This is a genomic window from Enterobacter cloacae complex sp. P47BA (assembly GCF_014930485.1).
Classification (GTDB): domain Bacteria; phylum Pseudomonadota; class Gammaproteobacteria; order Enterobacterales; family Enterobacteriaceae; genus Enterobacter; species Enterobacter bugandensis.
Window position 1 is genome coordinate 184842 of record NZ_JADBRF010000003.1, and the last position, 12793, is coordinate 197634.

Annotated in this window: 13 protein-coding genes and 1 pseudogene; 7 read left to right on the forward strand and 7 right to left on the reverse strand. The window is 57.7% G+C overall.

What is annotated here, in order from left to right:
- Positions 1-41: 41 nt before the first annotated feature.
- The 6 genes from lsrA to lsrG are packed head-to-tail and all read left to right on the forward strand — an operon-like array spanning position 42 to position 5727.
- On the forward strand, positions 42-1529 hold the full coding sequence (lsrA, locus tag IM299_RS05655) for an autoinducer 2 ABC transporter ATP-binding protein LsrA (RefSeq protein ID WP_193357163.1): 1488 nt from the start codon (positions 42-44) through the stop codon (positions 1527-1529).
- A complete protein-coding gene (gene lsrC / locus IM299_RS05660) occupies positions 1526-2557 on the forward strand; it encodes an autoinducer 2 ABC transporter permease LsrC (protein WP_193357141.1) in 1032 nt (343 codons plus the stop codon). The genes lsrA and lsrC overlap by 4 nt, the downstream gene beginning before the upstream one ends.
- Positions 2558-3535 carry an autoinducer 2 ABC transporter permease LsrD gene (gene lsrD / locus IM299_RS05665; protein ID WP_193357142.1) on the forward strand — a complete coding sequence of 326 codons (978 nt, stop codon included), beginning with the start codon at positions 2558-2560 and terminating at the stop codon, positions 3533-3535. It begins immediately after the preceding gene.
- A 1-nt stretch (position 3536) separates the two neighbouring features.
- Positions 3537-4538 (forward strand): autoinducer 2 ABC transporter substrate-binding protein LsrB, encoded by a 1002-nt coding sequence (lsrB, locus tag IM299_RS05670; RefSeq protein ID WP_193357143.1) that lies wholly within the window; start codon positions 3537-3539, stop codon positions 4536-4538.
- An 11-nt stretch (positions 4539-4549) separates the two neighbouring features.
- Complete coding sequence (lsrF, locus tag IM299_RS05675) at positions 4550-5437, forward strand: 3-hydroxy-5-phosphonooxypentane-2,4-dione thiolase (RefSeq protein ID WP_193357144.1); 888 nt, start codon at positions 4550-4552, stop codon at positions 5435-5437.
- Positions 5434-5727, forward strand: coding sequence for a (4S)-4-hydroxy-5-phosphonooxypentane-2,3-dione isomerase (gene lsrG, locus IM299_RS05680; protein ID WP_193357145.1), 294 nt, complete (start codon positions 5434-5436; stop codon positions 5725-5727). Before lsrF ends, lsrG begins: the two co-directional genes overlap by 4 nt.
- A gap of 22 nt (positions 5728-5749) precedes the next feature.
- Here lsrG and IM299_RS05685 read toward each other — a convergent pair whose 3' ends face one another.
- On the reverse strand, positions 5750-6370 hold the full coding sequence (locus IM299_RS05685; RefSeq protein ID WP_370567627.1) for a B3/4 domain-containing protein: 621 nt from the start codon (positions 6368-6370) through the stop codon (positions 5750-5752).
- On the opposite strand from IM299_RS05685, the pseudogene IM299_RS05690 reads away from it, so the two are divergent.
- Positions 6324-6590: pseudogene (locus tag IM299_RS05690) on the forward strand (cupin domain-containing protein); the annotation flags it as partial. The gene IM299_RS05685 and the pseudogene IM299_RS05690 overlap by 47 nt on opposite strands.
- On the opposite strand, the gene IM299_RS05695 reads toward IM299_RS05690, so the two are convergent.
- The 6 genes from IM299_RS05695 to IM299_RS05720 form a co-directional block, all read right to left on the reverse strand.
- Positions 6562-7308 (reverse strand): fimbria/pilus periplasmic chaperone, encoded by a 747-nt coding sequence (locus IM299_RS05695; protein ID WP_227013040.1) that lies wholly within the window; start codon positions 7306-7308, stop codon positions 6562-6564. The pseudogene IM299_RS05690 and the gene IM299_RS05695 overlap by 29 nt on opposite strands.
- 7 nt (positions 7309-7315) lie before the next feature.
- Positions 7316-7846, reverse strand: a complete 531-nt coding sequence (locus IM299_RS05700) for a fimbrial protein (protein ID WP_320701386.1) — start codon at positions 7844-7846, stop codon at positions 7316-7318.
- A gap of 8 nt (positions 7847-7854) precedes the next feature.
- Entirely contained in the window at positions 7855-8394 is a 540-nt protein-coding gene (locus tag IM299_RS05705) for a fimbrial protein (protein ID WP_193357165.1), read from the reverse strand.
- A gap of 9 nt (positions 8395-8403) precedes the next feature.
- A complete protein-coding gene (locus IM299_RS05710) occupies positions 8404-9411 on the reverse strand; it encodes a fimbrial protein (protein ID WP_041908003.1) in 1008 nt (335 codons plus the stop codon).
- Entirely contained in the window at positions 9412-12036 is a 2625-nt protein-coding gene (locus IM299_RS05715) for a fimbrial biogenesis usher protein (protein WP_193357146.1), read from the reverse strand.
- Positions 12037-12113: 77 nt separating this feature from the next.
- On the reverse strand, positions 12114-12776 hold the full coding sequence (locus tag IM299_RS05720; protein WP_048957344.1) for a fimbria/pilus periplasmic chaperone: 663 nt from the start codon (positions 12774-12776) through the stop codon (positions 12114-12116).
- Positions 12777-12793: the final 17 nt, after the last annotated feature.

The following is a 12793-nucleotide window of genomic DNA, read 5'->3' on the forward strand; positions in this document are numbered from 1 at the left end:
TTATTAAATCTAAAAATCATTTGTTCAATAGCGGAGCGATGATGACACCACTTCTCAACGCGCGAAATATCAGCAAGCAGTTCTCAGGCGTGCCGGTCTTAAAAGGCATTGATTTCACGCTGCTTGCGGGGCAGGTGCACGCGCTGATGGGCGGTAACGGCGCGGGAAAATCGACGCTAATGAAGATCATCGCTGGGGTGGAAACGCCGGATAGCGGTGAACTTTCGGTTGCGGGCGAGTCTTTTGCACGGCTTACCCCGGCGCAGGCGCACCGGTTAGGCATTTATCTGGTGCCGCAGGAGCCTCTGCTTTTCCCCAACCTGACCGTGAGGGAAAACATCCTGTTCCGCCTGCCGCGCGAGCGCGATCGGGAAAAGCGGCTGGCGGAGAAACTCCAGCAGCTGCAATGTCAGCTTAATCTCGACGCAATGGCCAGCACCCTGGAAGTGGCGGACCAGCAGATGGTTGAGATCCTGCGCGGGCTGATGCGCAACGCCAGAATTCTGATCCTCGACGAGCCCACGGCCTCGCTGACGCCCGGCGAAACCGAACGGCTGTTTCGCCAGATCAGCGCCTTACAGGCGCTCGGCGTCGGGATTGTCTTTATCTCGCATAAGCTGCCGGAAATCCGCACGCTGTCGAGCCACGTTTCGGTGATGCGCGACGGCGCGGTGGTGCTCAGCGGAGAAACCGTCCAGTTTGACGACAGCGCCCTGATCGCCGCCATGACGCCGGTCAGCCGCGAGAAAGGCTTAAGCGATGCGCAAAAGCTGTGGCTGGCGCTGCCGGGCAACCGCCGCACCCAGCCGCAGGATTTCCCGGTGCTGCGGGTGGAAGATCTCACCGGAGAGGGCTTTATCGATCTCAGCCTGGAGATTTACGCCGGGGAGATCGTCGGCCTTGCCGGACTGGTCGGATCCGGGCGCACCGAGTTTGCCGAAACGCTTTATGGCCTGCGTCCTGTGCGCGGGGGGCGCGTCTGGCTGGAGAACCAGGAGATCACCGACGATCCGGTAAATTCACGCCTGCAAAAAGGGCTGGTTTATCTGCCGGAAGACAGGCAGGTGTCCGGCCTGTTCCTCGACGCGCCGATCCGCTGGAACACCGTGGCGCTGAACGAGCCGTCGCTCTGGCAGCAGCGTAAAAGAGAGTCCGCGGTAGTGGAACGCTATCACCGGGCGCTGGGGATCAAGCTCAACCATGCGGATCAAACCGTGCGCACGCTCTCCGGCGGCAATCAGCAGAAGGTGCTGCTGGCGCGCTGCCTGGAGGCCAACCCGCTGCTGCTGATCGTCGATGAACCGACGCGCGGCGTGGACGTGGCGGCGCGCGCCGATATCTATCAGCTGCTGAAAAGCGTGGCGGCGCAGAACGTGGCGGTGCTGATGATCTCAAGCGATCTCGACGAGTTTCCGGGCCTCGCTGACCGGGTGCTGGTGATGCACCAGGGCGTACTCAGCGGTGAACTGCCGCGCCATGCCGTCAGTCTCGACAGGATGATGGCGCTGGCGTTCGGAGGGCAATCATGAAGACCTTACTGAAAAACCGCGAGCTGAGCGCGTTTCTCGCCATTCTGGCGCTGTTCGCCGTGCTGGTGGCGCTTAATCCGTCCTACTTCAGCCTGCAAACGCTGGGGATGATCTTCGCCAGCGCGCAGATCCTGATCCTGCTGGCCATCGGCGCGGCGCTGGTGATGCTGACCCGCAATATCGACGTCTCCGTGGGCTCGACCGTCGGGCTGTCCGCGATTGCCGTCGGCGTGGCGCTCAACGGTGGCTACAGCCTGCCGGTATCGATACTTTTTGCGCTGTCGATTGGCGCGCTGGCGGGGGCGTTCAACGGTTTTCTGGTGGTGGGGCTGCGCATTCCGGCGATTGTCGCCACCCTCGGCACGCTGGGGCTTTACCGCGGGGCGATGCTGCTCTGGACCGGCGGAAAGTGGATTGAGGGGCTGCCGCCGGGACTGAAATCTATCTCCGAGCCTGCCGCCATCGGCATTTCACCGCTCGGCGTAGGAGTGTTGATTCTCGTGGTCGTTGGCGCGTGGGGGCTATCGCGCACCGCGTTCGGGCGTGATTTCTACGCGGTGGGGGATAACCTCGCCGCCGCGCGACAGCTGGGCGTGGCGGTGAACCGCACCCGCATGATTGCCTTTACCCTGAACGGCATGCTGGCGGCCTGCGCCGGGATTGTCTTTGCCGCGCAGATCGGCTTTGTGCCCAACCAGACCGGCAGCGGGCTGGAGATGAAGGCTATCGCCGCCTGCGTCCTCGGGGGGATCTCGCTTTTGGGTGGCACCGGCACGCTGATCGGTGCTCTGCTTGGGGCTTTCTTCCTCACCCAAATCGATACCGTGCTGGTGCTGTTCAGACTCCCGGCATGGTGGAACGACTTTATCGCCGGGCTGGTGCTGCTGGGCGTGCTGGTACTTGACGGACGCCTGCGTCAGGCGCTTTCAAGGCATCAGCGGGCGCTGAAGTACGGTCGCTTCCAGCCGGGTAACAAAGGGGGAAAGCACGTCACCCCGTTTCCCAAACGCAAAAAAGAGGTGGCGTAAATGAGGCTTAACTGGGAAAGCGCGCTGCTGATTTTACTGGTGCTGGAGATCCTGCTCTTTGGCGCCATCAATCCGCGCATGCTTGATATCAACATGCTGCTGTTCAGCACCAGCGATTTTATCTGCATCGGCATTGTGGCGCTGCCGCTGACGCTGGTGATTATCAGCGGCGGGATCGACATTTCGCTGGGCTCCACCATCGGCCTGTGCGCCATCGCGCTGGGGGTGATGATGCAGGCGGGGTGGCCCATGACGATCGCCGTTCCGCTGACGCTGCTGCTTGGCCTGCTGTGTGGGCTGGTGAATGCGGCGCTGATCCACTACACCGGCATTAGCCCTTTAGTCATTACCCTCGGCACGCTCTACCTCTACGGCGGCGGCGCGCTGCTGCTCTCCGGCATGGCGGGGGCGACGGGCTATGAGGGCATCGGCGGCTTCCCGGACAGCTTTACCGCCTTTGCTAACCTCACGGTGCTGGGGCTGCCGATCCCGCTGGTGTTGTTCGCGGTGATTACCGCTTTCTTCTGGCTGATGACCCACCGCGGGCGCTTTGGCCGTCATCTGTTTTTGATTGGGCAGAACCCGCGCGCGGCGCGCTATGCGGCGCTGTCGGTCAACGGCATGCCGTATGCGCTGTACGGCCTGGTGGGCGTGGCCTCGGCGGTGGCCGCGCTGGTGATGGTCTCCTATTTCGGCTCGGCGCGTTCGGATCTGGGGCGCGATTTACTGATGCCTGCGCTGACCGCCGCGGTGCTGGGCGGCGCGAATATCTACGGTGGTTCAGGTTCGGTTGTCGGTACGGCGCTGGCGGCGCTGCTGGTGGGGTATCTCCAGCAGGGATTACAGATGGTCGGCATCCCCAACCAGGTGTCGAGCGCGCTGTCGGGGGCGCTGCTGGTTGTGGTGGTGATGGGACGTTCGCTAAGTCTGCACCGCGAATGGGTGCGATCTCTCTTCAGAAAACACTCCGGAGCGTAAGATGAAAACAAAACTGCTCGTCCTGGCAATGGCCCTCAGCTTCGCCTCGGCGCAGGCGGCGGACCGCATTGCCTTTATCCCCAAGCTGGTGGGCGTGGGTTTCTTCACCAGCGGCGGCAACGGCGCGAAAGAGGCGGGGAAAGATCTTGGCGTGGACGTGACCTACGACGGCCCGACCGAGCCGAGCGTTTCCGGCCAGGTGCAGCTCATCAACAACTTCGTCAACCAAGGCTATAACGCCATCATCGTCTCCGCCGTGTCGCCGGACGGTCTCTGCCCGGCGCTGAAGCGCGCGATGCAGCGCGGCGTCAAGGTCCTGACCTGGGACTCCGACACCAAACCGGAGTGCCGCAGCATCTACATCAACCAGGGGACGCCGGAACAGCTCGGCGGCCTGCTGGTGGACATGGCGGGCAAGCAGGTCACCAAACCGAACGCGAAAGTGGCGTTCTTCTACTCCAGCCCCACCGTTACCGACCAGAACCAGTGGGTAAAAGAGGCGAAGGCCAAAATCGAGAAAGATCATCCGCAGTGGCAGGTCGTCACCACCCAGTTTGGCTATAACGACGCCACCAAATCTCTGCAAACCGCCGAGGGGATCTTAAAAGCGTATCCGGATCTGGATGCGATTATCGCCCCGGACGCCAACGCGCTGCCGGCGGCGGCGCAGGCGGCGGAAAACCTGAAGCGGGAAGGGGTGGCGATTGTCGGCTTCAGCACGCCGAACGTGATGCGCCCGTACGTTGAGCGCGGCACGGTGAAGGCCTTCGGCCTGTGGGACGTGGTGCAACAGGGCAAAATTGCGGTCAATGTCGCCGATCGCCTACTGAAAAAAGGCGATCTTAACCCTGGCGACAGCGTCGACGTGAAAGATATCGGGACGCTGAAGGTCGAGCCGAACAGCGTGCAGGGCTACCAGTATGAGGCGAAGGGCAACGGCATCGTGCTGCTGCCGGAGCGGGTGGTGTTCACCAAAGAGAACATCAGCAAATACGATTTCTGACGGGGGAGCAAATGGCTGATTTAGACGACATCAAAGACGGCAAGGATTTTGGCATCGGCACGCCGCAGCAGAATGTGCCTTACACCCTGAAGGGCTGCGGCTCGCTGGACTGGGGCATGCAGTCGAGGCTTTCGCGCATCTTCAACCCGCAGAGCAACCGCACGGTGATGCTGGCCTTTGACCACGGCTACTTTCAGGGGCCGACCACCGGCCTTGAGCGTATCGATCTCTCCATTGCGCCGCTGTTCGGTGAAACAGACGTGCTGATGTGTACCCGCGGCATTCTGCGAAGCCAGGTGCCCGCCGCGACAAACAAACCGGTGGTGCTGCGCGCCTCCGGCGGTAACTCCATTCTGGGCGAGCTGTCGAACGAGTGCGTGGCGGTGGCGATGGAAGATGCCCTGCGCCTGAACGTCTGCGCGGTGGCGGCGCAGGTGTACATCGGAAGCGAGTTTGAGCATCAATCTATCAACAACATCATCAAGCTTGTCGATGCAGGGGCGCGCTACGGCATGCCAACGCTGGCGGTAACGGGCGTCGGCAAGGAGATGGCGCGTGACGCGCGCTACTTCTCGCTCGCCAGCCGCATCGCCGCCGAGATGGGGGCGCAGTTCGTCAAAACCTACTACGTGGACGAGGGCTTTGAAAAAGTGACCGCCAGCTGCCCGGTGCCGATCGTCATCGCCGGGGGCAAAAAGCTGCCGGAGCTCGAGGCGCTGGAGATGTGCTGGCGGGCGATTGATCAGGGGGCGTCCGGCGTGGACATGGGACGCAATATCTTCCAGTCCAGCGCGCCGCTCGCCATGCTGAAAGCGGTGAAAAAAGTGGTTCACGAGAACGTGAGCGCCCGGGAGGCGTTCCAGTTCTGGCAGGACGAGAAACAGGGAGAAGCAAAATGAACGTGACGCTGGTTGAAATTAACATCAAGCCCGAGCGGGTGGACGAGTTTCTTGAGGTGTTTCGCGCCAACCACGAGGGGGCCATCAAGGAGCCGGGAAACCTGCGCTTTGACGTATTGCAGGACCCGCGGGTGAAAACCCGCTTCTTTATCTACGAGGCCTATAAAAACGAAGAGGCGGTGCTGGCGCATAAGCAAACGCCGCACTATCTGGCGTGCGTGGATAAGCTCGAGGAGCTGATGTCGGAGCCGCGCAAAAAACGCAGCTTTGTGGGATTGTTGCCCGAGTAGCGGCTTTGCCCGGTGGCGCTGTTCAGGCCAGCTCCAGCAGCTTCACCTGCACCGTTGCCCCCGGCATCAACTGCTGCAAATTGTTGACCAGCTCTTGCCCTGCCTCTTCCAGTGCCGCAAGCGGCATCGACGGCAGGCTTTCAAGGATAAACCACATCGATTGCGCCTGGCTGTCCAGGCGGGTCCGTATCCCCTGTCGCCAGTTCCAGCGGCGGCAGGTGACGCCGAGATCGTCACGCCAGATAACCTCGCCCGGTTCCGGATGTTCCACCACCGGCTCTCCCTCTTTAAAGGTATCAAACGGCTCGCTGCCGTCGGCCAGCGTCAGGCGCGGCGCGCCCGAGTACGCCGCGAGATTTTCCCCACCCACCGGAATGGCGTAGCGAATGCTCACCGCGTTATAGATATCCACGACCGGATCCAGCGACGGCAGCGAACAGTCTTTCAGTACCCGCTTGCGCAGGGCTGTGGCGGAACAGGGCGTGCGTTTCGGTTTCGCGCCGAAGGCTTTAAACACCTCATCCCAGCCTGAAAGGTGCGCATCAGCCCACGGCACATCATCATTCAACATCTGCTGGCAGGCCTGCGCCAGCGCGGCGGGCACCGCGGGGCCGGACATGATTGAGCTGTGGCAGTGGGAGATGCATCCGGGGGAGTATTTCACTTCGACAGGGCATCCGGCGGGAACCTTTGAGCTGCTGCACGTGAACGAAGGCGTCTTGACGCTGACGGTGGACGAGACGGTGACGCAGGTGAATGCTGGCGCGTCGGCGGTGGCGAAAACCGAAGCGGCGCACGGCTATGCGAACGAAGGGGTGAGCGTGCTTCGCTTCACTATGACGGTGGCGGAGTTTCACCGTTAGTGTCGGGTTTGTGGGTTCCTCGATGCAGTGTCTGAACCATCATGGGCAACACCCGCCCGGCGTCATTGAGGGTTTGCCAGCGTATCTCGCAGCGCGGTGCGCGACGGCACCATTCGGTTTTTCGTTGGCTGAAGGGAGCAACAACACCAGCGTTAACAACGGGCGTGCCGTTGATGACGGTCTGGAAAAGCGTCACGTAATACGGGGTAGGATTCGTCGCGATTAATCCCTCATCGGAGTAAGACCAGCGTATTTCCCGATAGGCGCGATCGGGGTTTCCTTTTAATCCCTCCGGGCGATAGAGCAGCTTAAACGCCGAACGTACCGCTATCTGCACATCCCGACTGCCCTCATGGGCTGACGGAATACTGGCGATGTTAAGCGTAAAGAGTGATTCGCGATCGGCTGGCAGGTCAGCCTCTGCCTGCAGCAGGCGGATAATATGTTCATGTCCGGGTTTTATGGCAAATAGCGGTGGTATAACCACCAGCGAACGGCCCGCAGACCCGGGCGCTTCTGCGCCGGGCCATTTTCCACCGGGAGAGATTCGGACAGTAACAAGGTAAGGTATGTCCGACTTGTTGCGCACCGAGACGGTGGTTGATTTATCTCTTTGCTGAATGATAAACCGGGTTCCACCAACAACTACGCCCGCATGTCCCTGCGCGTTGACCAGCAACACAATCATCAGTGAAATCGCGAATATTTTCGCCGACATGACAAATTTATGCATAAGTCAAAACAAAGGTTGCTGCCGCGTTTGCGGTACCTGGGGTGACGGTATCCGTGACGGCGAGATAGCGGGCAAAGAAAACGAGCTCGGCGGTCGTTTGATTTCCGGTAAGCACAAAGGGAAGGCTCTCTCCGCTCAGCGGCAGCGGGGATTTATCGGTGTTGAAAAGGCCGATTGCGACACCGCTGGCGCTATTTTGCGCCTCGGTAATCGCCAAAAGCGCGTTGTTTTGTCCGTCAGGTGTTCCTTCGAAACGGGTAGTAATGGTGTTAAGCCCCGCCCCGCACTGCTCGACGTCAATCGTGAACCGCTCATACGGTGTCTCATTTTTGGCCTTCTCAAGCTGGGTCGCATTAACCTGCGTCATGGTAACGACCAGATGTTCTGAGTCGGGGGAAATGACGCAGGTTTTGTTTTTTATCGTTCCCGTAATATAAATCGTTCCGTCATGCGACATTGTTTTGGCCAGCGGGAACAGTGCCAGAGATACGCTAAGTAAAGCTAATCTGATGAAGGGTTTCACGCGGTGCCTCACTGATACAGCAGATCGAAATACATCACCGCCGTGGCTTCGCCTGATGTGACGGTGGGCAAGGTGGATTTGTAGCGTAAAAAGAAGGACAACAGATTGTCCCCCGGCGCGAGCGGATAGTGGGCAGATTCGGTGTTGTTAATATCGATGGGCGTGAGAGCGCTATCCAGAAGCTCTACGCCCAGACCGGTCGCCATGGTTGAGAGATGGCCTTTACCGGTATCTGAAAGCGCCAGCAGGGAGGGATTGTCCCGATCCGCCTGTCCGGTAAACCACACCTGAGTATCGGTAATCGCAGCGGTACAGCCTTTGAGACTAATATCGAATTTTTTCGGGGGAGTGGTGGAGCCCGGTACGGGAAAATCGCCTGCGGAAAACTCGCCCATGTCGACAGTCTGCTCCACGTTTTGCGTATCGACATTGCAGGATTCACCGACAATGGTACCGAAAACGTGAAGGTTATAACTGCCGTCAGCCATGACGAACGGGGTGAATAACAGGGCTGTCAGATACAGCCCTTTTTTCCAGGTAATATTCATCATTTATCCTCAGGCGAAATCAATGCGTAACAGTGCCAGAGCGGTGAAAACACCCAGCTCGGGAGAAAGACCCGTGGTGCTGATTGGATACGCTTGCAGCGTCACGTTGGCTTTTCCAGAGATATCCGTCTCGAAGGGCGCGTTACTTGAAAAGACGTTCGGCGTAAGGGGCGTGCCGTCCTCACGGGTGACGACGACCCCCACGTCCGGATTGTCCGTAGCCAGCGCCTGTGGATAACGACTGTCCGCCGTGCCCGTTAAGCGCAGCGTTAACTGCGCGGGAGATTCAACGTCCCCATTGCATTCGACCGGAACGTTAAAGGTTTTTGGACGGACATTATCGGGCATCTGCCCCGCCTGTCTGAAATCACCGTGGTAGAGTTTACCCAGATCCACCGTGACGGTTTGCCCGGCGTTGATGACGCAGTTTTGCGGAACGCTAATCACCCCGCTGTAGATGATTTTATAAACAACCGTATTAACCGGCTCATGATCCGTTGTGGTGATATAGACGTTAAACATGAGCCTTGAGGGGATCACGACGGTGCCGATAAAGGGTTTTACAATTTGCAGCCTGAACACAAGATGACTGTCGTTGACGGGGAATACCCCTCCCGTATCGACTTCGTCATGGCCGCCCATATGCACATATTCAACTGGCGGATAGAAATCGCCGATGGTGGCATCGTGAATTTTCATGGCCCCAATGATGTAATCCGGATCAAGCTGCAGATACTTCCATTCGCCTTCGGTTTTGATGACGGGATATGGGCTCAGGTAAGTACGATAGGTTCGTTTGTCCCAGTCCCCCGCCGGACATCTGGCACCGATATTAACATCCTGACTTTTCTCTAATTCTGTACCGCTACCGGGGCGATTCTGATCGGTCGTGAGTGTAGTGGTCAGGTCGTAGTTAACGATGGAAATGCTGCCATTGGCGTTAACGCAGGTTTTGGCGAGGCCATTACCGCTAAACGCCAGCCCCGCTACGCTGATTAACATTATCCATAGCTTCATTTATAAACACTCCATTTTCAGCCGTACCAGCGGCGCTTTACTTTCCGGTAGTTGATATCTCGCCGTACACTGCCGGTTTGCACCTTCTCCCCATTGAATATTCAGCGTTCCCGTTGGGTTCAGGCCGGACAGATAGGTCTCACCCTCTTCACCGACAATCGTGTTGCTGCCACCGTCGTCACGGGTCACCATGGCGCCGAAAGGGACGGGTTTTCCACGATAGAGCAGGGTCATTAAGGCGCGCGTTCCGGGACGCGCTTTGAACGTCGCGCGCACAACGGCACCTCGTGTCGGCACAACGTGCGTCACCGCATCGTCAATATCCACATCGTCGGCCAGCGAGTTGGTATCCAGTGCCATGCGATTGAGGCGATAGGAAGAGGCGTAGGGAACAACGGCATAACCGCGCCAGTCCGTATGGATGCCGGGTTCATTTTCAATCTTGACCTCTTTTGCTCCCGGCGCAGCAATGAGCACGTTGGTATCGCCCAGAGGCTGGCTCAGGGTGATGCCGTTGCGGTGCGCGATAACACCGCCATTTAACCCGTAGTTGACCTGCTGATAGTCCCCGTTTTGACTATAGTTATACCCGACGCTGGCATTACCATATGCGCCGTCATATTCCATGCTGCTCGCCCCCTGAGCGTGCGAGCCATGGCGGGTATAGCCTTGCTGCACGCTGTAGCTGAGGTTGTTGTCCTCCAGCAGCGTGCCGTTTACCCCTGCGTTCTGGGACGTGTCCCCCTGTTTGTTTGTGCTCAGGCTATAGGTTGCATAGGCATAATTATGTTTTTGTCCCACTTCATTTTGTGGGGATAACCACTGGCTTAATGGCAGCGATATATTCAGCGCGTAGATTTCATCGCTTCCCGACATGCCGGGGGCTTTATTGTAGTTATAGGAGAGGCTCCAGGAGACGTCTGCCCAGGTTCCGCTGTATCCAATCTGGAGAAGCGTGTTTTTCTCATCCGTGTGCCAGTAGCTTTGCTGGCTACCGGTAATATAAACAGAGCCCGAACCAGGCAATTGCTGAGAGAGATTGAACTGCACCTTGCCGCGTTTGGTGTAGTAAAGGTTGTAGTAATCCATCCAGAGGGTTTGCGCGCTATCCTCCTGGTCCTCGCCTTTGTAGCCCCGCATTTGTCTGTAGGCGGTTTCATCCAGGGTGTAAAACCCGGAGGTGGAGTAGCGATAGCCCAGCAGCTGAAAGTTTGTGCCAATGGCGTTTAAGGATTTCGCGTACAGAAAACGAATGGACTGTCCGGAGTGACTGCTGCCATCGGCGAGGAGGCTTTTCGCGTGCGTCACGTCAAAAGAGAGGGCTCCTGCCTCCCCCATGTTTAGCCCTGCGCCCAATGCGGCGGCAGTGTAGTCCCGGGTCAATTGCGATCCGCCGTACGCGGTAAGGCCGTGAGGAAGCCCCCAGATCAGGGAGCCCTGAATAAACTCAACGTCATCCTGCTGGCTACCGCTGCTACGGTATTCAGCCGCCGTCAGGGCGTATTTTAGCCGTCCTTCTCGCTGCAAAATGGGCACTGCGGAATAGGGCACGGAGTAACTATTGATGCTGCCGTCTGCCTCTTTGACTTCGACCATTAAGTCACCGCTGGATGAGGTGGGGAAAAGGTCGTTGATCGCGAATGCGCCGGGCGGCACGTAGCTTTGATAAATGACGTAGCCGTTCTGCCTGATGGTGACCTGGGCATGACTTTTCGCGATTCCGCGAATGGTTGGCGCAAAGCCCTTCATGCTGTCCGGCAGCATATTGTCATCAGAGGCGATTTGCGCACCGCGAAAGGGCAGGCTGTCAAAGACATCTGAAGGCGTATAGCTGTCTCCCAGCGTCAACCTTCCCTTAAGAGGGATAACCGCACGCTCCGCATAGGTGCTGATATGCTGCCAGCTATCGCTTTCGCCCTGAGCGCTGCTGGAATGGTTCCAGGAGGCATTGTCACGCAAACGCCACGGGCCGATATTTAACCCGCTGTTAAGGCCGAGAAAGGCGTTATTGCTGGTTCCATTATCGGTTCCGCGATCGCGACTGCGCGATCCGGAAAAATTATAATTAAGCAGGAGCGCGTTAATCCCCTCATCCCACTGGTCGGGAGGAATATAGCCACGCGCATTGTTTCTCATGGCAACCTGGGGGATGCTGATATCCAGTCTGAGCTTTTCAAAATCAAACGTGGTGGTGGCATCTGGAATGGCGCCCGCCACATCAATACAGTTATCTTTTTGCACCGATGCCTGTAAAGAGAGGGCCTGAAGGTTGACCCCCATATTCTCAAGTGACTTCGCCGACAGGCAGGCGACAAGGCCAGTGTCATCCGTCGATTTTGCCGGGGCGTTATCTTTCACTTTCCGGACCCCGAAGGTGATATCGCGCGTAGCGATAAAGTGCTCATTCAGCCATATATCCACGCGGTAGACGCCGGGGGCCTGACCGTTAGTGGAAAAACGCGACAGATCGGCAACCGCTGAAGGATCGCCTGACAAAAAGGCGGGATTGAAAAAATACTCTGCGCGCGCTTCGGTAAGTGCGAGAAGTGCCGTAACGGCTACTGCCACGGGCGTCAGCGAGGTTACATAGGCTTTGTCTGGAGCCGGTGAATCGTTACGCTTCATCTACTTTTCCTGCTATCCATGGCAAGGCACTTTTTGTCTGCTTGTTTAACGCGCAGACCGTGGTTTCCAGTCTGTTATCAAGAACACGTTTGTGCAGGTGTATTAGCGCCAAAATCGTTCACCGTCTGGAACCTGACGCGCCCGGCACCACCACCTGGAACAGGTAAGGTAAGGGTGTTGAAGGGGGCCACCATCGAATTTGGCAGCTGTGTATCACCGACGAAAAACTGCACAAGCGAAACGTAATAGGGTGACGGATTTTTAATGGACACTTTGCCGTTGGCTGTCTGGCAGGAGAGTGTTTTGGGCGCATCGGCGGAGAGAGACGCCAATTTTTTCGGGCGGACAAACAGTTTTATTACGCTTTGCGTGGCAATCTGCAGCGTGTTTCCATTCAGCTTACTTTTATCAATAGAGGGGATTGCTTTGCTGTTCAGATAAAATACGCTTTCACGATCGGTGGGCAGGTCAGGCCCCGCATACATAATACGTAACGTATTTTCTTTTTTAGGATGTATAACAAACAGCGGAGGCGTAATAATAAAATCAGAAGATTTTACACCCTCAGCATTGGCCACCCAAGTCTGAATCAGGAATGTATTATTACTTGACGAGTTAATAACAGGCAGTGATGCCTGTTTATCACCTTGAGGATAAATGACACGAGTGGCTCCCAGGGCGATGCCGCCGGCATATACATCAGCCGTAATACCTACTGTAAGCGTAAACGTTGCGGCCATGAATAAGCCAGCACGTA

What these genes read in the sequence shown, in the direction of transcription:
- lsrC (WP_193357141.1), top strand. Translation starts at nt 1,526, where the DNA reads ATGAAGACCTTACTGAAAAACCGCGAGCTGAGCGCGTTTCTCGCCATT.
- lsrB (WP_193357143.1), top strand. Translation starts at nt 3,537, where the DNA reads ATGAAAACAAAACTGCTCGTCCTGGCAATGGCCCTCAGCTTCGCCTCG.
- IM299_RS05715 (WP_193357146.1), bottom strand. Translation starts at nt 12,036, where the DNA reads ATGAAGCGTAACGATTCACCGGCTCCAGACAAAGCCTATGTAACCTCG.
- IM299_RS05705 (WP_193357165.1), bottom strand. Translation starts at nt 8,394, where the DNA reads ATGAATATTACCTGGAAAAAAGGGCTGTATCTGACAGCCCTGTTATTC.
- lsrG (WP_193357145.1), top strand. Translation starts at nt 5,434, where the DNA reads ATGAACGTGACGCTGGTTGAAATTAACATCAAGCCCGAGCGGGTGGAC.
- IM299_RS05720 (WP_048957344.1), bottom strand. Translation starts at nt 12,776, where the DNA reads ATGGCCGCAACGTTTACGCTTACAGTAGGTATTACGGCTGATGTATAT.
- lsrF (WP_193357144.1), top strand. Translation starts at nt 4,550, where the DNA reads ATGGCTGATTTAGACGACATCAAAGACGGCAAGGATTTTGGCATCGGC.
- IM299_RS05710 (WP_041908003.1), bottom strand. Translation starts at nt 9,411, where the DNA reads ATGAAGCTATGGATAATGTTAATCAGCGTAGCGGGGCTGGCGTTTAGC.
- IM299_RS05695 (WP_227013040.1), bottom strand. Translation starts at nt 7,308, where the DNA reads ATGTCGGCGAAAATATTCGCGATTTCACTGATGATTGTGTTGCTGGTC.
- lsrD (WP_193357142.1), top strand. Translation starts at nt 2,558, where the DNA reads ATGAGGCTTAACTGGGAAAGCGCGCTGCTGATTTTACTGGTGCTGGAG.
- lsrA (WP_193357163.1), top strand. Translation starts at nt 42, where the DNA reads ATGACACCACTTCTCAACGCGCGAAATATCAGCAAGCAGTTCTCAGGC.